Origin of the sequence: Calothrix sp. PCC 6303 (assembly GCF_000317435.1) — a bacterium.
GTDB lineage: Bacteria > Cyanobacteriota > Cyanobacteriia > Cyanobacteriales > Nostocaceae > PCC-6303.
This window is the reverse complement of the sequence record NC_019751.1, coordinates 3,540,401-3,562,092: the sequence shown is the minus strand read 5'-3', so window position 1 is coordinate 3,562,092 and position 21,692 is coordinate 3,540,401. Positions and strand designations below refer to the sequence as shown.

14 protein-coding genes and 1 pseudogene are annotated in these 21,692 nt (G+C 41.0%); 7 read left to right on the top strand and 8 right to left on the bottom strand.

From position 1 onward, the window contains the following. The first annotated feature begins 149 nt into the window (after nt 1–149). Entirely contained in the window at nt 150–2,363 is a 2,214-nt protein-coding gene (locus CAL6303_RS14700) for a filamentous hemagglutinin N-terminal domain-containing protein (RefSeq protein WP_015198595.1), read from the top strand. On the opposite strand, the gene CAL6303_RS14695 is transcribed toward CAL6303_RS14700, so the two are convergent. Continuing rightward, nucleotides 2,341–3,681 (bottom strand): IS4 family transposase, encoded by a 1,341-nt coding sequence (locus tag CAL6303_RS14695; RefSeq protein WP_015198005.1) that lies wholly within the window; start codon nt 3,679–3,681, stop codon nt 2,341–2,343. The two genes, CAL6303_RS14700 and CAL6303_RS14695, sit on opposite strands and share 23 nt — an antisense overlap. Before the next feature lie 31 nt (nt 3,682–3,712). Between CAL6303_RS14695 and CAL6303_RS14690 the strand changes: the two genes are divergently transcribed. Then, complete coding sequence (locus tag CAL6303_RS14690; protein WP_015198594.1) at nt 3,713–4,846, top strand: S-layer family protein; 1,134 nt, start codon at nt 3,713–3,715, stop codon at nt 4,844–4,846. 267 nt (nt 4,847–5,113) lie between these two features. On the opposite strand, the gene CAL6303_RS14685 is transcribed toward CAL6303_RS14690, so the two are convergent. The 6 genes from CAL6303_RS14685 to CAL6303_RS14660 form a co-directional block, all read right to left on the bottom strand. Next, a complete protein-coding gene (locus CAL6303_RS14685) occupies nt 5,114–6,427 on the bottom strand; it encodes a CO2 hydration protein (RefSeq protein WP_015198592.1) in 1,314 nt (437 codons plus the stop codon). A 120-nt stretch (nt 6,428–6,547) separates the two neighbouring features. Beyond that, entirely contained in the window at nt 6,548–8,050 is a 1,503-nt protein-coding gene (locus CAL6303_RS14680) for an NADH-quinone oxidoreductase subunit M (RefSeq protein WP_015198591.1), read from the bottom strand. Between the two features lie 146 nt (nt 8,051–8,196). Continuing rightward, nucleotides 8,197–10,059 carry an NAD(P)H-quinone oxidoreductase subunit F gene (locus CAL6303_RS14675; protein ID WP_015198590.1) on the bottom strand — a complete coding sequence of 621 codons (1,863 nt, stop codon included), beginning with the start codon at nt 10,057–10,059 and terminating at the stop codon, nt 8,197–8,199. A 427-nt stretch (nt 10,060–10,486) separates the two neighbouring features. Next, nucleotides 10,487–12,175, bottom strand: a complete 1,689-nt coding sequence (gene ilvD / locus CAL6303_RS14670) for a dihydroxy-acid dehydratase (RefSeq protein ID WP_015198589.1) — start codon at nt 12,173–12,175, stop codon at nt 10,487–10,489. 284 nt (nt 12,176–12,459) lie between these two features. Next, on the bottom strand, nt 12,460–12,756 hold the full coding sequence (locus CAL6303_RS14665; RefSeq protein ID WP_015198588.1) for a hypothetical protein: 297 nt from the start codon (nt 12,754–12,756) through the stop codon (nt 12,460–12,462). After that, a complete protein-coding gene (locus tag CAL6303_RS14660; RefSeq protein WP_238993700.1) occupies nt 12,756–13,322 on the bottom strand; it encodes a hypothetical protein in 567 nt (188 codons plus the stop codon). The genes CAL6303_RS14665 and CAL6303_RS14660 overlap by 1 nt, the downstream gene beginning before the upstream one ends. Nucleotides 13,323–13,693: 371 nt before the next feature. Here CAL6303_RS14660 and CAL6303_RS14655 point away from each other — a divergent pair, with 371 nt between their 5' ends. Together CAL6303_RS14655 and CAL6303_RS14650 are read left to right on the top strand one after the other, a co-directional pair. Continuing rightward, entirely contained in the window at nt 13,694–17,374 is a 3,681-nt protein-coding gene (locus tag CAL6303_RS14655; protein ID WP_015198586.1) for a CHAT domain-containing tetratricopeptide repeat protein, read from the top strand. A gap of 267 nt (nt 17,375–17,641) precedes the next feature. After that, complete coding sequence (locus CAL6303_RS14650) at nt 17,642–18,544, top strand: trypsin-like serine peptidase (protein WP_015198585.1); 903 nt, start codon at nt 17,642–17,644, stop codon at nt 18,542–18,544. Between the two features lie 91 nt (nt 18,545–18,635). Here the strand turns inward: CAL6303_RS14650 and CAL6303_RS14645 are convergent, their stop codons facing one another. Next, nucleotides 18,636–20,141 (bottom strand): phytoene desaturase family protein, encoded by a 1,506-nt coding sequence (locus tag CAL6303_RS14645; protein WP_015198584.1) that lies wholly within the window; start codon nt 20,139–20,141, stop codon nt 18,636–18,638. 131 nt (nt 20,142–20,272) lie between these two features. On the opposite strand from CAL6303_RS14645, the pseudogene CAL6303_RS31735 reads away from it, so the two are divergent. From CAL6303_RS31735 to CAL6303_RS14635, 3 genes and pseudogenes are all read left to right on the top strand, one after another. Beyond that, nucleotides 20,273–20,554, top strand: a pseudogene (locus tag CAL6303_RS31735) (BrnT family toxin). After that, entirely contained in the window at nt 20,538–20,762 is a 225-nt protein-coding gene (locus CAL6303_RS14640) for a hypothetical protein (RefSeq protein WP_015198583.1), read from the top strand. The pseudogene CAL6303_RS31735 and the gene CAL6303_RS14640 overlap by 17 nt, the downstream one beginning before the upstream one ends. Before the next feature lie 118 nt (nt 20,763–20,880). Beyond that, nucleotides 20,881–21,663 carry an ABC transporter ATP-binding protein gene (locus CAL6303_RS14635; protein WP_015198582.1) on the top strand — a complete coding sequence of 261 codons (783 nt, stop codon included), beginning with the start codon at nt 20,881–20,883 and terminating at the stop codon, nt 21,661–21,663. Nucleotides 21,664–21,692 lie beyond the last annotated feature (29 nt).

The following is a 21,692-nucleotide window of genomic DNA, read 5'->3' as shown; positions in this document are numbered from 1 at the left end:
TCCTCTGGTACAAAGCCTGCCTAAGCACTTAGGTAGGCTTTATTCATTTAGCCTGTGGATATTTTAGACTATCCTCTTTTTCACTCTGATCAAATCATGATATATCTAACATTATCACTGCGTATATATACAACTTCAAAGGTTAGCTAATGAATAAAATCAAACTTTTATTTGCAAGCCTATTTTTATACAACTTCGCATTAATTAAGAATCTACCTACCCAAGCACAAATAATACCTGATAGCACCCTTGCAAATGAATCTTCACAAATCAACTCCAACGTTTTAATCAAAGGTTCAAATGCAGAGCAAATAAATGGCGGTGCAACCAGAGGAAGTAATCTTTTTCATAGTTTCAGCGAGTTTAATATCAAAGACGGGCAAAGGGTATATTTTGCCAATCCATCGGGAGTATTTAATATTTTGACGCGAGTTACTGGGGGGAATGCGTCGAGTATTTTCGGGACATTGGGTGTTGATGGTAGTGCAAACTTATTTTTGATGAATCCCAATGGTATCTTGTTTGGACAGAATGCAAGCTTAGATATTCGAGGTTCCTTTGTAGGGACAACGGCAAACGGTTTACAGTTTGGAAATCAGGGAGTTTTTAGCGCTACAAATCCGGAAGCACCAGGATTGTTGACGATAAATCCTTCAGTATTATGGTTTAACCAATTAAATCAAAATGCAACGATTAAAAACAATGCTTTGACAACAGGTTTAGTAGTTGATGAAGGTAAAAGCTTATTACTTGTTGGCGGTAATATAAGCATAGATGGTGGAATCTTATTTGCTCCTGGTGGACGTGTTGAATTAGGAGGATTAGCAGAACCTGGAAGTGTTGGAATTCAGCAAGATGGTAATATTCTAAGTTTAAATTTTCCTGTCCAGGTAGAACGTGCAGATGTGTTGCTAAATAATCGCGCTGGGGTAAGTGTAATTTCTGGTGGTGGAGGTAGTGTTACTATTAATGCCCGAAATATAGATATTTTGGAAGGAAGTCTTATTTTGGCTGGAATTGGGCGAGGTTTAGGAACAGATGATAGTAAAGCTGGAGATATCACCCTTAATGCTACGAGAGAAATCAAAGTAGAACAAGGAAGCTATATAAGAAATGCAGTGAGTTCTAATGCTACTGGTAATGGTGGTAATTTGACTATTAATGCCCAAAATTTATTTGTGCAAAGTGGCGGACGAATTCAGGTTAGTACCCTTGGTAAGGGTAAGGGTGGTAATTTAACTGTTAATGTTTCAGATAAGATAGAACTGGTTGGTACATCTGATGATGGTCTTATTCCTAGTGGTTTGTTTGCCTTGACTCTGAAACCCTCAACAAGAAATGCTGGAAATATAACTATAAACACCCAAGATTTATTTGTGCGAGATGGAGCGCAGCTATCTGCTGCTACGTTTGGTGCAGGTAAGGGAGGTGATTTGACTGTTAACGCCTCGCGTCAAGTTGAACTTGTTGGCACATCTAAGAATGTTAGTCTTATCAGTGGCTTGTTTGCTTCGGCTCAATCAGGTTCAATTGGAGATGCGGGAGATTTGACGATTAATACCCAAAATTTATTTATCCGGGATGGGGCACAGGTTAACACCGGAACATTTGGTGCGGGTAAGGCAGGAAATTTGACTGTTAACGCTTCTGAAAAAGTTGAACTAGTTGGTCAGGAGGGGGTCAGGAATTTACTGACTGGCTTAAGTTCGTCTAGTGAACTAGGTTCAACTGGAGATGCAGGAGATTTGACGATTAATACCCAAAATGTATTCGTGCAAGATCGGGCACAGATTGCTACTAGTACATCTGGTTCAGGTAAGGGAGGAAATTTGATTGTCAATGCTTCTAAAAGGGTTCAATTGGGTGGTATTGTAACTGCCTCTGCTGAACCTTTCTCAACTGGAAATGCAGGAAATTTAACAATTAATACCCCAGATTTATTAGTCCGTGATGGGGGACGGGTGCTTGCTGCTACAGCTGGTACAGGTAAAGGAGGAAATTTAAGTGTCAATGCCTCTGGTAGTGTGCAAGTTATTGGTACTTCTGCTGATGGTCTTCTTAGCAGTGGTTTGGGTACTTCTGCTGAATCAGATGCAACTGGAAATGCAGGAGACTTAACAATTAATACCCCAGATTTACTTGTACGAGATGGCGCACAGGTGGGTGTTGGCACCTTTGGTGCGGGGGATGGGGGAAAATTAACAGTCAATGCTTCAAATCGTGTTCAAATAATTGGTGAGTCTGCTGATGGTCTTCTTACAAGTGGGTTATATGCTTCTGCTCAACGCAACTCAACAGGAAATGCAGGAAACTTAACGATTAATCAATACCTCTGCCAAATTAAGAGGATTCAACGCCCGTAGAAACGTGATGAATACGCCCTAAAGAAGTAAGCTTGGCAAAAATCCGGGTTAATAAAATAGGCTCAGGGATTTCTGGAAGCATTTTTAAGATCTCATGGACATATCGAAAGCCACGATAATGAGCCTTAAGATCAATAATGCCGGAGTCAGGATTCAGGATGCGGAAATCAGCGAGAAGATGATGAGATAAATTAACCATAAAGAATGCTAGATTAGCAGCATTAGTCACCGCAGTTTGACCGATGTTCATAAAGTCTTCCAATCCCCAAAATTGCTTGGCATCACGGAAGTTAAACTCGATCTGAAAGCGTAGTTTGTAGTAGTCAATTATTTTCTCAGATGACAACTTTAGGTCACTAGAAAACAGAATTACGTGACTGCGAGCATTAGTTTTCAGATTTGTTTTCACCAAAATAACTACATTCAGGGACTGGGCAAATTCTTTGTGCAGTAAAGTAGCTTGGTAACTATCGGTTTGGATATCCTCTTCGATACTACTTTGACGCAAATATTCATCAGAAATATTACGCCAGTCTAGTTTATCTCCGTATTTACGGCGTGAACGATGATTAGGGTCAGGATTTTGGTAAGGTATGTATAATGCTGAATCGTGGCGTAACTTGGAAATTATATGTAAGTTGACCTGTCGAGCCATCTGCAAAGCATTATTGTTTCCAAAATGACCATCTAAGACTAAGTAAGTCAGTGGGATAAAGTTAGCTACCAGCTTGACTAGCTCATTAATCATCTTCTTAATTCTGAGTAATTCAGATGTGAGAATTACTTCGGTCTTGTTTTTATTTTTACTCCCTTTTGGTCGTCCACGTCCACGTTTTTCTTTGGCTTTTATTTCTGGTCTTGGCGATACACTACTTTTTTCTATATCGTTCTTTATTACCTGTTCTATTTGAATCGGAAATGAGTGCCTTTGTTCAACACTTACTAATGATAATGTAAAGAAAGATAGCCCTGATATTGGCTTACTTACTAGGCTGGAAAAGAATCTATCCAACCCATAAGTTTTTTTCCCAGATTTACTTACTACAACTTCATCTCCTGCAAGCAAATAAACCTCATTTGCACGGAACAAATGCTTGCGGAAAAATAGCCAAAACAATGTCGCCCAAGGGATTACCGTATGAAAAAATCTCAACATCGTCCGATAACTACCACCACTACCTGTCCAACGAGAAATTCCCAACATAGTGACTCGCCCGCTCATCGCTAACATTGCCAAGATTATTTGGTTCAATTGCTTCATCGTTGTAGCATTTATCTGCGGCAGGAAGCACTGTAACAATGATAAAATGTCAAACATGGGCGCACATAGTGGTTTTTGAGTTGTCGTTGTGAGAGACAATAACTCTACTACGAAACGCCCTACCTCTTCCTCTTCATCCTCTTACTTTGGCGAAGGTATTGTTAATACTCAAGATTTAATTGTACGAGATGGGGCAGTAGTCAGTGCAGAGACTTTTGCTGTGGGTAAGGGAGGAAATTTAACCGTTAATGCTTCCAAAAACATAGAATTAGTTGGTACATCTGTTGATGGTAGTGTTTTTAGTGGTTTAATATCTGCTGCAAATCAAGGCTCAAGTGGGAATGCAGGCGATTTAACGATAAAAACCCAAAATTTACTTGTACGCGATCGCGCTGGGGTATTTGTCAATAGTTTAGGAACGGGTAATGCAGGCATCCTCACCATAAATAGCGATCGCATCCGTCTAGACAACAAAGCCTCCCTTAATGCTAACACCCGCAGTCCTAACAAGGACACCAACCGAGAACAAGCAACTATCAATCTCAACACCGATGCTTTAATCCTTCGTCGCAACAGCAATATCACCACCAATGCCCAAGGACAAAACGTCATCGGTGGTAACATCAACATTGATGCAGGGGTTATTGCTGCCTTTGAAAATAGCGATATCAACGCTAATTCCACTGATTTTCGGGGTGGTAGAGTCAAAATTAATGCTGAAGGAATATTTGGTACTCAAGCACGAAATTCCCCAACCCCTGAAAGTGACATCACTGCTACAGGTGCAAATCCATCTTTAAATGGGACTACAGAAATTAATCTTCCGGATGTTGACCCCAGTAAAGGCTTAATTGAGTTACCTGAAGGGTTAAAAGATCAAAGCGATCAAATTGATCAACTGTGTGGTAGGGGTAAAAAACCCTTAGGTAGATTTGTTGTCACTGGTAAAGATGGCAGTATCCCATCGAATCCGGTTGTAAATACGATGTCAGGTTATCTTGATTTAACTACAATTGCTAGTTTTGGTGAAGTTAACTCTAATGTTCCAGTAAACCCAATTCCAGATAGTTTGATGGCGCAAAAGCCACCTGAAAACAGGATTGTGGAGGCTCAAGCGATAGTTAGGGGTGCTGATGGAGATTTATACTTGGTAGCTGAAGCTCCTAGCGTGATACCAAATTCTCGTCCTGCGGTGTCTGCTTGTGTTGGTTTGCGTAGGTGATGGAATCAGAGGGCAATACCAATTTAAAAATGATTGCAACACATGAACCCCACCCCCTACCCCGCTTGTGGGGCTGGGGTGTACACACAAGTCAAAAAAATTCCAATTTGTTTTTTAAAGCCCCGCTAAAGCCTGGGGCTACACGCACAAAGCCTGCGAAGGCAGGCTTAAATTGAGTTTTTCCTTATTCAGGGCAATGCGCTTTACCCCTACAGATTGTCTATGTGTTTGATTTTTTTTGAATCGGTATTAGTTCACCTCATATTTCTATCGGTAATCTTGCCTTTGAATATCATTTAGACGGGCAGCATCACGAATGCCATATTCGGGACGAGTAAAACGATTTAATTGAGATTCAAAAAAGTCTCGATTCGCTTGTAAATGCTCAGGATCTGGGTCATCTAAAGGGTGACAAAGCACAGTCCGCAACGCTTGAATAACGGCAGAAGTGACGCAGTACATTGAACGTTGGAAACTAATTCCTAACTGAATCAATGTATCTTCTTCTCCTCGGCAATATTGCTTATAGTAGTCAATCAAATATGGTGGCAAGAAATGTAACATGTCTTGCATCAACAGTGTGGGTGGAATGCCTGCGGTACCAACTGGAAATACATCTGCATAGAGAATTCCGTAGTGAAAGTCTTTTTGATCTGTTGGTACTTGTCCTGCTTGAGCATTATAAGATTTTGTGCCTCTAAAGGGAGCAGTACGGTAAAAAACAGCTTCCACATAAGGTAATGCAGCTTCGTGAAGCCAGACAAATCCTTTTGATTTGGGAATAATTTCGTAGCATTCACCACGGATATAAACATGATGATAAATTGGACGATTGGCAACTGCAAAAATTCCATTTACCAAAAAATTCATGGCTTCTGGGACACTGGTAATTTTCCCTTCGTCATATAAATCTGACATTTCAAAAAATACGGGAGCCATGACTTCCCAGAATAGTCCCAAATTGGAGTAGTAAGACATCTGACGACACTGTTCTAGAAACATATCTGGAAACAGTTTGTAAAGTCCTAGCATGAATGGATTGCCTTGGAAATAAGCTTTGATTGCTCTATCAGCGTTAGCTTTATATTCTTCAGTATCTAAATAAGGGTCAAATTTTCCACCCATTCCCCGATGCCAAAGCATTGCCCGCATACAAGCTTCAGCAAATTCCATGTTGATTCTGTCATGGAATAAGTGATGCAATATTTTAGGCATTTTGAAGGTTTCACCCTTCTCCATAAATTCTAATAGTTCTGGATGAGCAGTTGCTTCACCACGCCAAACTCTTAAATCAGCATCATCACCAGCATAATGATTGTGACGTTCTAAATATTCTGGAGAAATGAAGTATTTAAAAAACGCAAATGGGTTTAAAAATACCCTTTCTGCAATATATAATAAGTCGCGCCAGTAGAAATCCATCGGTACTGCATAAGCTTTGTACAAACCGATAATTTGCATTAAGTTTTCTGGCGTATCGGGTAACATTGCACCACCTGCTTCTAAGCGATGAATGACTTCGGCAAATTCATGGGTGGAAGGAGGTAATTTAGCTTCAGTTTTGTTGGGAGTTTGTACCATTTTGATTTGCTCTCGGTTGATGGTTTTTAATGAAGATGAAGAATATGGAAAATATGGAGAGACGTGACATGTCTCGTCTCTACAAAGTTATAATTTTCTGCAAAGGATTTCTAGAAATGTCTAATTATTCAGAGCTACTTGAGCGGTGATGGTTTTTTCCATTGGAGGAATAGCGGCAACTATTGCTGTTGTTGTTGGTTCACTCCAACGCACTAAAAAGCCTGGTTGTACTCCTAAGAAGACAATCATGATTGCTAAAATTAATGCTGGAATTTGTTCAGACAAAAGAACTTTGGGGTAGTAAGCTAATTTGTTATCAAGTTTGCCAAAGCAGGTACGGTTGAGGAGAATGACGAAGTAAACTGCTGTTAAGCCACTGGCGACTACACATAATAGTGTTGGGATGGGAAAGACGGAGAAACTACCTTGAAATACGATGAATTCGGCGATAAATCCAGTCATTCCCGGAATACCTGTACTTGCCATACCTCCTAGAATTAGTAAGGCGCTGGTTAGGGGTAAACCACGTATGGGACTCATTAAACCGTTGAGTTTATCTAGTTCACGGGTTCCAACTTTGGCTTCGATAACTCCCACCAAATGGAAGAGGATGGCGAGGATAATACCGTGACTGAACATCTGCGCGATCGCACCAATCAACGCGAGGGATGTACTAGCTGCTGCTGCTAATAATATATAGCCCATGTGACCAATGGAACTATAGGCAACCATGCGTTTGATGTCTTTTTGAGCAATGGCGGTAACTGCTCCGTAGATGGCACTGATTGCTCCCCAAGTTGCTAAACTAGGTGCCAGAATACTCCAAGCATCGGGAAACATTGCCATCCCAAATCGTAAGAGTCCATAGGTTCCTAATTTTGCTAATACCCCACCTAGAAGAATAGCTACAGGGGCTGAAGCTTCGACGTAGGCATCTGGCAACCAAGTGTGTAGGGGTACTAGGGGAATTTTGATGCCAAAACCGAGGATGATGCCGACAAGTAAAACGATTTGCAGTGTTGTTGATAGGGCTTGAGTTGAGATTGTATTGTAATCAAAATCAGTGGCACCAGTCAGCCAAACTGTACCCAAAAATGTCGCTAGAATTAAGGCTCCGGAAACTGCGGTATAAATTAGGAATTTCATCGCCGCATAGGATCGTTTTTCACCTCCCCAGATGGAAATTAGGAGATAGAAAGGGATTAATTCGAGTTCGTAGAATAGGAAGAAAAGTAATAAATTCTGGGCAACAAATGCACCTGCAACTCCTCCACTTACCAGTAATATGAGGGAATAGAAAAGTCGGGGGCGTTCTGTTTGTTGGTTGCTGCTATAAATTGCAATCCAGGTAAGTAAACTATTTAAGAACAGCATGAGGATGGAAAGTCCATCAACACCTAATTTATAATTTAAACCCAGGGTGTCGTTCCAAGGTAAAGATTCCTGCAACTGCATTCCTGGAAGGGAAATATCAAATTGAAACAGGAGATATATATTCCAAGCTAGAACTAAGCCAGCAATAGTTATGGCTGTCAGACGAATGTTGATAGCAGGAATGGCACGGGGCAATAAACTAATAATAGCGGCTCCGATTATCGGTAGCCAAATTAAAGTACTGAGCATATTGTGAGGATATCCAAAAAGTTGTTAGTTATTGTTGCCAGTTTGAGAATAGAGAGGAATGGGAGATACAGGAATATTTAGAGAGACGCGACATATCTCGTCTCTACATTGTTGGTTTTTCTAAATGTTTATTGCTGGTGATGAAACTAAAATATCAAATTGAAAAGATTATCTCCCCAGTATTGCCAAGTTACTAACATTCCTAAGACGCTGACTCCGATTAACAAGGTGAATGTATAAAATTGAGTTCTTCCTGAAGTGCTATATTTGAGACTTTCTCCACTCAATATGGAGACTAAACCAACTAAGTTGACAATGCCATCAATGATGAACCGGTCAATCATATCTGTTAGCTTTGAAATCATATCAACACCTAAAACTATGCTCATTTTGTAGAGTTTTGGGGTGTAAAAGTCGTATGCGAGTAAGTTTTGGATTGGTTTGGAAGGGAAGCGAATTGGTTTGGGAATGACATTGCCTAAGTAAATAACGCTACTAATGCTGCATCCAAAAATACTTGACCAAATTAATAACAATGCAACATCTTTGTTGACAGTTGCCCAAGTTGGTAGTAGCGATAGGCTTTGTAACACCAAAGGCAGATGGAGAGTAAAACCTAACAAAATCATCATTGGTAACGCCATTTGCCAGCTTACCTCAGGAGAGCGATCGCTCATTTGCTTAGATTGACCACCAAAGATTAAACTGAATTCTCTAGTTAAGCTGAAGGCTGTTAAGGCGTTGACGACTATAATGACTCCCACAAGCCAAGGTTGGGTTGTCCAAAGTCCTGATGCTAATTGTAATAGCGCCCAAAAACCACCTAATGGTGGAACGCCAATTAATCCCAGAGTCCCTACAATGTATGCTATTCCCGAAACTGGGCGACGTGACCAAAGTCCCCCCAAAAGGCTCACATCTTGAGTAATACTGTTCCAGACAATGGCACCAGTACTCATAACTAAAAGGGCTGAACCTAAAGCATGGGTGAGAACTAATAACAGGGCAGCTTCATCCTGTTGTGTACCAACAGCGATAAACACCAAACCCATGTATGCGCTAACAGAATAAGATAAACAACGCTTGATATCAATTTGGGCAATGGCAATTAATGATCCACCCACTGCTGTGACGACACCGATAGCTACCATTGCTGAACTAGCCATGGGAGAAAGACTGAAAACAGGTTGCAGTTTAATTAGTACCCAAGCACCACTAGCAACCACTACTGAATTCCGTAAAATTGTACTGGGAACAGGTCCCTCCATTGCCTCATCTAACCACAAATGCAAGGGAAACTGAGCGCATTTACCCATGGGACCTGCAATTAGTGCCAAACAGGTTAATGTGATCAAGGTTGGGTTGACGTTGGCAGTAGTAGCCCATTCCGCTAAATCAGTGTAGTTCCAAGTTCCAGCTTGTGACCATAATGCCAAAACTCCCATCAGCAGAAATAAGTCTCCTACCCGTTTGGTTAAGAAAGCGTCTCTTGCACCTGTGACAACCAAGGGCTGACTAAACCAAAGTCCGACTAGTAGGTAAGTTCCTAAAGTTAGAACTTCCAAAACTACATAACTGAAAAACAAAGAATTACATAATGTCAAGGAGCATAATCCAGCTTCAAATAATCCTAACAGAGAATAAAAGCGTGCCCAACCCCAGTCCATTTCCATATAGCCGATGGCAAAAATTTGTGCCAGCAAATTTAAGCCAGTAATAACAACCATTGCCCCAACACTTAATGAGGAGATTTCTAAATCTATCGACAGGTTTAAACCAGCTATATTCAACCAAGGTATAGATATTTCATGTGGCAGATGGTTCCAGGTGATTGGTAAAACACAGGCAGAATGAACAAATGCCAGAAATGTCAAAACCAGATTGATGTAACCTGCTGGTCTTGGTCCAGTTCGTTTTATAATCCCTGGAGACCAAGGCAATGCAAGAAGTCCGCCAATTAAGGCATAGCAGGGAACTAGCCAAACAGTTTCAAGTAGAAAATTAGTCATGAAATCTCCATAAAATTTGCAGCAAGGTCAGGTGTTGCTGTTTGATGGCAACGGTTGCTTTAGGAAAATGCATATCTGCAATTTGTAATTTAATTGTTATTTAATTATTATTAATAGAGTATCTTCTATTGTCATAAAAATAAATAAGGCAGCTATACAATTAATAGATACTTGCTCTAATGGATCCTTATGCGGGTGAAAACTAATTGTTATGATTGATTTTTATCTATAGTTAAATTTAGAGATCCCACAACCCCCAAGCTCTTTCAGGCTTCGCCAAAAAAAGGGGAATTTAGGGGGATCTAAAACGTTTAGCTACTCACAAAAAGACTTTTCAAACATCCTCTAAATACCTGTAGAGAGGTAGCATTGCTACCTCTCTACATTTTTAAATTCATATCCAATTCAGCAAATGCCGAAAGTTGAGTTAGGAAAATAAATCCAAGTCGGTTACTGCACCTAAACTGCTAGAAGATACCAGCTTTGCATACTTACCTAGAATTCCAGTGGTGTAACGGGGTGGTTTAGGTTGCCAATTAGCACGACGGCGGCTTAATTCTGCATCGTCTACATGCAAGTTTAATGAACGGGAATGGGCATCTATAGTGATGGTGTCACCTTCTTCCACCAAGGCGATATTACCACCAACAGCTGCTTCTGGGGCAACATGTCCCACAACCATCCCATAAGTACCACCAGAAAATCTGCCATCGGTAATTAATCCGACGGAATCGCCTAAACCTGCACCAATGATTGCCGAAGTAGGTGCTAACATTTCCCGCATTCCGGGACCACCTTTAGGACCTTCATAACGGATAATTAAAATGTCACCGGGATTGATTTTTTTTGCCAAAATTGCCGCGAGGCAATCTTCTTCTGATTCAAATACCCGTGCAGGACCTGATATTTTAGGAACTTTCACACCTGTAATTTTGGCGACTGAACCTTCGCTGGCAAGGTTGCCTTTCAGGATTGCCAAATGTCCCTCTTTATACATGGGGTTTTCCCAAGGGCGAATGACATCTTGGTTTGGTGATGGTGTTTCTGGTATATCTGCAAGGCTTTCGGCGATGGTTTGTCCGGTGATGGTGAGACAATCGCCGTGAATTAGTCCGTGTGCTAGGAGCATTTTCATAACTTGGGGGATACCACCAGCTTTGTGGAGATCGGTGGCGACATACTTGCCACTGGGTTTTAAATCGCACAAAACGGGGACACGGGCGCGGATAGTTTCGATGTCATCTAGTACCAGTTTGACACCTGCTGTGTGCGCGATCGCTAAAAAGTGCAAAACGGCATTTGTCGATCCACCCACTGCCATAATTACAGCTAAGGCGTTTTCGATGGATTTGCGGGTGATGATTTGCCGGGGCAGAATTTGTTTGCGGATGGCTTCTACCAATACCCTTCCCGATTCTTCCGTACTATCTGCCTTTTCGGCATCTTCGGCTGCCATAGTTGAGGAATAGGGTAAACTCATTCCCATTGCCTCGAAAGCTGAAGACATGGTGTTAGCCGTGAACATCCCCCCACAGGAACCCGCACCAGGACAGGCATTCCGCTCAACTTCTGTGAGTTCAGCGTCGTCTATTTTCCCGGCACTGTATTGCCCTACAGCCTCGAAGGAACTGACAACAGTTAAATCTTTACCATCATAATGTCCAGGTTTGATGGTGCCACCATAGACGAAAATAGCGGGTATATTCATGCGTGCGATCGCTATCATCGCTCCGGGCATGTTTTTATCGCAACCCCCAATTGCCAACACACCATCCATACTTTGTCCTGTGCAAGCGGTTTCGATGGAGTCAGCAATCACTTCCCGCGAAACGAGGGAATATTTCATCCCTTCAGTACCCATGGAAATCCCATCACTAATGGTGATGGTGCCAAACATTTGCGGCATTGCCCCAGCAGCACGCACACCAATTTCAGCACGTTGTGCTAATTGATTAATCCCCATATTGCAGGGTGTAATCGTACTATAACTATTGGCAATCCCCACAATCGCCTTATTAAAATCTTCATCCCCAAAACCAACAGCACGCAGCATCGCCCGATTTGGGGATCTTTGTACTCCCTGTGTTACGACTTGACTTTTAAGATTTTCCGGCATTTTGATTCCTTAATGCGCCGCCATGGTAATGCTGGCGCTCTACCTCTGGTGATTACTTCAAAATATCAGAAAGCTGCGCTATTGGGGAATATTAGTCGCAAACCAATCAACTTCAGAAACTGAGTTTCTCGCCACCCACCCAGATTCTCATCTACACCCAGCAACCCCAACATCTCAAAAACCTGGTTTCACCACATTCAACATCACAATTTTTCACTCTGACTAATGAAACCGGGTTTCCTGTTCCGACGCAGGATTAAACTACCACCAGATTCTAATCGAAATTAATTATTTAAAATATACTGACTAATAATCTCCTTCAACTCTTGGGGTGCTTCCCTCGCAATAGCCGCACCTAAATCAGGACGAACAACCCACCACCAAAGCAAAGTTTCCAAATGGCTAGCAGGTTCCTCATTTGGACACCATTCAATAAACCCATCATTCACACCAACAAGATTCGCGCAAACTTCATTAGCAATAGAAACACGCTCATCAAGTTTTTCAAACTCGACAATATTCTGCCAATTCACTTCATTTGGAATCGAATTTAAGATTGATTGTAAATCGATAGTCAGCATTATAAACTCCCTCCAAAAATTTTAATAACTCTAATTCCAAAATCTTGCTGTTCCTCAAAAGACTGATTCCCAAGCCATTCCCTAACCGTAATATTTGAAGAACCAGTAATTTCTGGCTGTACAGAATTATAAAAATTAGTTATTTCCTGATGAATAGAACCTTTCCCATGCTCAATGCGAATCAAATTACCAGTATTATGAATTGCCTCCGCACCAAATTTCTGTAAATTAGCAGTTGTTTGTCCAACAATATGGTGCCAAGCTTGTCCTGCACCTGCCACACCAATTGTCCTTTTAAACTCACCAAAGGTTTTAAAACCTTGTCCTTCCCTCTTTTGATAAATTTCTGTTCTTAAGGAAAGTTCTATAGCGAGTCTTCTTGCTATCTCTCCTCTAGTTTCTTCTGTCACTGATAGATTGCAAATCCGATAACTTGGACAAGTCAATTTTATCAAACATAGTCTTGTAGCAACCGCCAGAAACCCGGTTTCTCCACATTCAACATCACGATTTTTCACTCTGACTAATGAAACCGGGTTTCCTCGAAGTCGAAAAGTCCTGTTCAACCCAGTTTATCTTGGAGGATAAGGTTGTTGCGGGTTGATTAGTTTGTACAGGAAACCAGGTTTCTTTAAGTTTTAGTGTTTGATGGTTGCTTACCAAGCTGGTGAAACCTGGTTTCTCACCGCACCAAGACTGTCATGAACAGCAGATTTTGAGATTGCTTCCTTGCGTCGCAATGACAAATACCTCATCGTCGGGGATCTAAATCTTGTTTCAAAAACTGAAACCAGGTTTACTTCCTCTTCGCTTTGGCTTTAAAGTAACCAATATGTAAAACAGTATATTTCCTGAACAGCAAAAATATAGTTTATTAACTCAACCGTAGAAATACGGTGCAGTTCTTATGGAGATAATTACTATTTGAGGCGTGAAAATGGCACAGTGCAAGAAAAACAGGGTTAATTTAAGTTATTTTCTAGCAAAATTCACCCGTTACAGTTTGATTGGTTTACTTAGCGTGGTTTTAGTATCGGAATCGGTAGGGGCAAGCGTAACATTAGCACAGTCGCAAATAGCACAGCAGACTGTACCAAATCCGTCGGTTCCGTTGAGTGGAGAGAAGCAAAAGCGATATCAGGAACAAGTAAAGCTCTATCAAGAAGGAGAAGAATTACAAAAGAAAGGGACTAGGGAAGGATATCTACAGGCAATTGAAAAATATCAACAAGCATTGAAAATTGCTCAGAAAATTGGGTTACGAGGAGAGGAAGCCGAAATTTTAATGCAAATAGGTTTGGTTAATGTTTTTCTCTCAGAATATCAACAAGCACTAGATTTATATAACCAATCATTAAAAATATGGCAGGAGTTAAATCAACCTTTATTTGAAGCAATTGTACTCAGTATGATTGGTGATACCTATAACAATATGGGAAAAACACAAGAATCACTTGATTATTTGAAGCGAGCAGAATCAAGCTTTCGGACACAGAAACAATTTCGTTACTTAGCTATAAATTTATCTTCTATCTCTCGTGTCTATATGAGATTAGGACAGACGAAGAATGCACTGCATTTCCTTAATCAAGCATTAGAGATTTATCGCACTACCTATAAAGACCAAGTAAAAGAAGCTCATACTCTGAATTCTCTTGCTTTCATAAATTCTCTAATAGGTCAGTCTGAAGTGGCATTTAAATACTATAATCAAGCCGTAGAAATCTATCGAGAAAGAAAAGATTTTTTAGGACAAGCTGAAATGTTGAAAAGCATTGGCTCTCTTCACGGGAAATTGGGTAAACATGATTTGGCTCTAGAATATTTAAATAAAGCGTTGGAAATACAATCAACAAAAGGTACATTAGTTGATCGAGGTTTAACTATTAATGATATTGCCAGTATTTATAGTTCACGGGGAGATTACGAAAAAGCAGTTGAATACTACCAAAAAGCAAAATTACTCTTCCATGAAGCTGGGTGGACAACCTTAGAGACTTTAAGTATTGGATCGATTGTCAGTATCTATCGAAATTTTCTAGGTAATAACCAACAAGCACTAAAATATACGGAAGAAGTACTTAAACTTAACCGTAAAACCGGTGAAAAGGACGAAGAAGCATCAACTCTTAACCAAAAAGGTGATATTTACATCCAACAAGGAGATTATCAGCTTGCATTAGATGCTTATAATCAAGCTTTAGAAATTGAGCGTTCCATAACAAAAAACCCTAAAGCAGCAGCTCGCACCCTTGGTAATATTGCATTGCTCTACAATTCATTAGGTGATAGTAAATTAAGCATTAGAACTTACAATCAAGCGCTAGATATTTACAGAAAACTTGATAACAAGGCTCAACAAGCTAGAATCCTTCTCTACATGGGTGGAGTTTATCAAAAAAATGAAAAACTAGATGATGCACTTGTATCTTATAATCAAGCTATTAAATTATTAAACGAAGAAAATTATAATCTTGAAATAAGTATACATTATGGACTAGCAAGAATATATCGTGATAAAGAAGATTATACCAAAGCTTTTAAGTCTGCTAATCTAGCCTTGGAATTATCGAAAAAACATGAAAATTCTTTTCAAGAAATTGCGTCTCTTGGAATCATTGGTAGCATATATCTTGCACAAGGCGATTATACAAATGCTCTAGATAGCTATAATGAAGTGCTAGATAGGTGCAGGAAGTCAGATTTAAAAATTAAAGAAGCAGAAACTTTAAGCACAATTAGTATAGCTTATGGTTTTCAACAACAACACCAGAAAGCCATAAATACGCTCAATGAAGAACTAAAATTACGGCAGACTTTAAAAGATAAAATAGGAGAAGCTCAAGTTAACTATCAAATCGCCATTAACCAACGCAAACTAGGAAAACTAGAAACAGCCCTTACCAACATCGACGAAGCTATTAAAATCGTCGAAAGCATCCGCAGCAACGTCAAAAACCCAGACTTACGTACATCCTACTTCGCCACAGTCCAAAACTACTACAAATTCAAAATCGACTTACTGATGGAACTCCACAAAAAACAACCATCAAAAGGCTACGACGCATTAGCACTCAACACCAGCGAAGCATCCCGCGCTAGAGGACTTGTAGACTTACTCACCGAAGCTGGGGCAAATATCCGCAAAGGTGCAAATCCCCAACTTCTTGCAGAAGAACAACGTTTACAGCAATTACTCAACGGCAAAGAAAAAGCCAGAATCGACATCCTCAGCACATCAAAAGGTAATGATGTCGCTAAAACCACAGCAGATAAATTAGGGGATGAAATTGCCGACATTATCAACCAACAACAACAATTAAAAACCCAAATATTGACTAAAAGCCCAGAATATGCGGCACTTAAATATCCTCAACCCCTGGAATTAAAGGGAATTCAGCAACAACTCGATAAAGACACCATCCTCCTGCAATATTCCCTCGGTAAAGAACGCAGCTATCTCTGGTTAGTTACACCCGATTCGGTTCAAGCTTATGAACTAGCAAAAGGTGAGGTTATTGAAAAAGCAGTAGAAAACTTCCGAGATGTCATTCTTACTGCCAATACTCCGTACGGTAAAGATCATCCTGATGATATCAATCAACCAGCTTCCCAACTGAGTCAAATGATTCTCGCACCTGTGGCTAACAAGTTGGGGAAAAAGCGGTTAGTTATCGTCGCTGATGGTGCCTTGCAGAATATCCCATTTGCGGCACTAGCAGATCCTGGAACCCCACCCCCAACCCCTCGCTTGCAGGGAGGGGAGGAATCAAAGCCTCTCTCCTTGCAGGAGAGAGGTTTGGAGAGAGGTTCTTACCAACCGCTACTGGTTAACCACGAAATTGTTAACCTTCCCTCAATTACAGCTATTCAAACCCAACGCAAACACCTAAATAACCGTCTACTCTCACCCAAAACCCTAGCTGTACTTGCCGATCCATTTTTTACCACAGAACAAGCCCAAGGTAAACTCGAAGCCCTTGGACCCGAAATTAGTGATAATCCGCAAGAAGTCATCAAAAACTCTGAGAAACTACCTCCTTTGCCAGGTACCCGCATCGAAGCTGAGGCAATGCTCAAATCTTTGTCATCAGACCAAAAAACACATGCATTTGGTGCTGATGCTAATTACAACTTTGCCACTAATCCTACACTCAAGCAATATCGGCATTTATTTTTTGCTACCCATGGCTTTGTAAATACCGAAAGACCTGAGTTATCAGGGATTGCGCTGGCACAGGTTGATAAAGATGGTAAACCTGTGGACGAGAAAAAGGGTTATCTACGTCTGGGGGACATTTTTAATATGGATTGGGCTGCCGAGTTGGTGGTGTTGAGTGCCTGTGAAACAGGTTTGGGTAAGGATACCAAGGGGGAGGGTTTAGTTGGATTGACAAGGGGGTTAATGTATGCAGGTTCTAAACGGGCTGTGGTGTCGTTGTGGAAAGTTAGCGATAAGGGGACATCAGAGTTGATGCCGATATTTTATAAGTCGGTGTTGGCTGGTAAGTCTCCGGCTGTCGCTTTGCGGGAGGCACAGTTGCAGATGTGGCAGGGTAAGGAGTGGCGTAATCCCTATTATTGGGCAGCTTTCACCTTACAGGGGGAATGGAGGTAAATGTCGCGCTTCGACTTCGCTCAACGCCATAAGCAAGGCTGTGGGCTGAACGGAGCCGAAACCCTATTCCTCGCTGCACCACGACAGTCGTGAAAAGAAGATTTTGAGATTGCTTCCTTGCGTCGCAATGACAATTTTCATCTTTCACCTAGGTAACTGGGTTATTGGTGAAAAGAAGATTTCGAGATTGCTTTCTTACGTCGCAATGACAATTTTTCAACACACTACCAAATTTATCAAATATCTAAATTTAGGAGAATCAAAACTATGAATAAACAATCTTTCGCACTATTATTTACCGGAATCATCGGTGCTGCAACCTTAACTCTATCAGTTCAGGCTCAAACCAAACAAAGCATCACACCAAAGTTCATTAGCGCGAAAACTGGCGGATTCAAGTTTGATGCTAACGTCAAACCCTTTATCCCCGATGGTTTGGGACGTTCGGCGAAGCCAGATGAAGGTGATTCACGAGGAATCGTCAGTGATATCGATAATCGCATCCCCATGTTAAGTAAAAAATACCCTTGGTCAGCAATTGGTAGGGTAAAAGGAACTACAACTAATGCAGAAAGTTATCATTGCACGGGTACTTTAATTGGTGAAGATTTAGTTTTAACTAATGCTCACTGTGTAATTGATCCGGAGACTAAAGAGAAAAGTGCCAAAATTCAGTTTATGCCAAATGTGATTGATGGTAAATATCAAGATGTTGCGGAGGTAGTTGATGTGATTTATGGTACTGACTTTAAGCAGGGTGATCAAATCAGCCCCAATGATTGGGCGATTATGACGATTAATAAGCCTCTTGGTAGAAAATACGGTTTTTTGGGAATGAAACCTATACCCACTTCGACACTAATTAATAACCCCAGAAGTCTGTTTTTTGTTGGTTACTCTAAAGATTTTCCGACAGAAAATTATCAAAAATATTTGACTGCTGGTAAAGGATGGACGGCAAGTTATGAAAAGGGATGCAGTATTACTAAGGAGGAAGCTGGTTTTCTGTTTCATGATTGTGCCACTGCTGGGGGTTCTTCGGGTGGTGCACTGATTGGGATAATTGGTGGCGAGCCTTATATCTTAGCTTTGAATAATGCTGAGTTAGGTAACATTACGAATTTTGCGGTGAAGATTTCGACGATTCAGGAAGATTTGAGTCAAAAATAAAAGATTCTCGCCGTTGCACTAATAAAAGATTCTCGCCGTTGCACTACCACAATCGTGAGCAGCAGATCCTCGACTTCTTGAAGTCGGGGATCTAATTCAGCTTACTACATATCTCTTTCACTACCTGGGGACTAACTAAGGTGTTTGCACACAAAATTCCTGATGCTGCGACTGCTGGAACTCCAATTCCGGGGATGGTGCTATCACCGACGCGGTATAAGCCGGAGATGGGTGTGTGGGTGCTGGGAAACATTCCCTGATTAGCGGGGATGGCAGCACCATACGTTCCTTTGTATCTACGTAGATAATGGGCATGGGTAAGGGGAGTACCGATGAGTTCTAAGGTTACTCTTTCTCTGATATCAGGAATAACTTTTGCTAACGCTTGATACAATACATCGGCTTTTTGCCGTTTCTTCTGTTCATACCCATCATCCCGCTGCCATCCTGCGTAGGGTTCTAAGGTGTAAGCATGAACTACATGGTGTCCTGCTGGGGCTAAGTTGGCATCCCACACACTGGGAATGGAAATCATGCAGGTATTACCGGGGACGGTGATATCTTCGTGAGAATCTTGGACTACAACATGGTGTCCGGTGAGATTTTCTAAGCCATCGCTGCGAATACCTAAGTGTAAATGCATAAAGCTATCTACATATCCTGTATCTAAAGCATCTCTACGATAGGTTTCTGGTAAATCGTTTGGTTGTAAAAGCTCGGTATAAGTATCCCAAAGGGTGGCGTTGGAAATGACTACGGGTGCTGAAATAACTTCGCCGTTTTGAAGTTGGACACCAGTTACAGAGTTATTACTAATTAAAACTTGATTTACATGGGAACGCGATCGCATGACACCACCAAAGCGTTCTATTCCCCGCACAAAGGCATCAATAATCGCTCCAGTACCACCAATTGGATATTCGACTCCCGCACGGGAACGCTCACCCAGCATAAATGCTACTTCGGGGGCAACGGTACCATTTGCCTTTAAACCTGATAACAGGAAGCATTCCAGGTCAATTAATCGTCGTACCCAGGAATCTTTAATGGTGCTATCCATAACATCCCCCACTGAACCTTGGAGAATTGGCAGATGCGGTAGCATTTTCAGCAGAGAAAGCCCATAATTCCCCAACAATACCGGGATTAACTGCCAATCGGAGCGCAATGTCACCGTGGGGATTTCCTTCATCGCTGCATACAACGGCAACATTCGCTGGTAAAATCGTTGCAGTTCGGCTGAACCTTGGGGAGTAATTTTGGCAACTTCATCTTGATAGCGTTGAAGGTTGCTATAAACTGGAAAACTACCTTCTGGAAAATGGTAATGTCCCAAAGGATCGTAGGTGACGGTTTGGAGGGATTCACCTAAAATATCTAAAACTTGTTTCACTGGGTTTAAACTTTCGGCACCAGTCAAGCCACAATAAAACGAAGGACCAGAATCAAATTCAAATCCTTGACGTTTAAAGCTGTGTGCTGCACCTCCAAAAACTGTGTGACTTTCGTAAACAACCACACGTTTACCGTACCGTGCAAGTAAACCTGCTGCTGTTAAACCACCAATTCCGCTACCAATAACGATGACATCAAACATTTTTGAACTATTATTCAAGAAGACAGGAGATAGCAAACAGATTACAAAGCCATAAAATCAATCTTATTTTATCAATTTTTAAAGCTTTTCACACAATTTAGAGTTTTCTGCTAACGTCTTAATAATGATACATGGAATTACAATTTGAATGGGACGAGCAAAAAGCTAACGGTAATTTTAAAAAGCATAATGTCAGTTTTGAGCAGGCTAAAATTGTCTTTTATGACCCAATTGCTTATATATTTCAGGATCAATGGCACTCAGTTGACGAACAGAGAGAAATCATAATAGGACATGACTAAAGTAATCGCTTGGTATTAGTTTGCTTCACTGAAAGGGCAAACGTAATTCGTATAATCAGCGCACGCACAGCAACTAATAAAGAACGCAGAGACTATGAACAACATACGTAATTCTGACTTTGATAACCATGCAGAAGATGCCTTGCTTCCAGAATATGATTTTGATTACACTCAAGTTCGTCCCAACCGTTTTGCAAATCAACAGAATAAAACTCAAATAAATATAGCTTTAGATCCAGATGTCGCTGAAATATTCACTACATCTGAAGCTGTAAATAATGCGTTGCGTGCAATATTGTCTGCAATTCCCAAACAGTAACTTGTTGAGTAACATGGGACAAAACATGATATGCTACCAACCCAATTCATATATAATGTAATGCCTTTCCTGGCTCAACAAAGATTTTCCCTGCTGAACTACCTGTATCCTTGATTTTATGACTGAACCATTGATTGAACTAAAAGGTATTTCTAAGACTTTTGGCAATAATAAAGTCTTGGATAATGTGGATTTAACCATCAATCGGGGGGAAGCATTGGGTATAATTGGTCCTTCGGGGACGGGAAAATCGACAATTTTGCGAATAATTGCCGGGTTGACACCACCGGATACCGGGGAAATACATGTCCAGGGAGTAAAGCGAAGAGGTTTAATTGAAGATAGTGCAGATCCTGTAGGTATTAGTATGGTATTTCAACAGGCAGCATTATTTGATTCGTTAACAGTGGAGGAAAACGTCGGTTTTTTGCTGTATCAACATTCCAAACTAGGGAGACGCAGAATTCGTGACCTGGTGAATGAAAAGTTGGAAATGGTAGGATTGGGAGGAATAAGCGATCGCTATCCGTCTGAACTATCGGGAGGGATGAGAAAACGTGTGAGTTTTGCCAGGGCAATTATATCTAACCCTGAACACCCAGAGGATGCACCTGAAGTTTTATTGTATGATGAACCTACAGCCGGACTCGACCCCATCGCTTCAACGGTAATCGAGGATTTAATTCGCCAATTACAGGCAAGTCAAGGTGTTTGTAGTACCTATGCCATTGTTACCCACCAAGATAGTACAATTCGCCGGACAAGCGATCGCATTATCTTCCTCTACCAAGGTAAAGTTCAGTGGCAAGGACATGTAAACGAAGTCGATAGAACCGAAAACCCCTTAATTCGTCAATTTATGAGCGGAAGTATCGCAGGACCCATCCAAGTCGGTGGATAATAATAAAGCTAAAATCATAAAATAAGCAC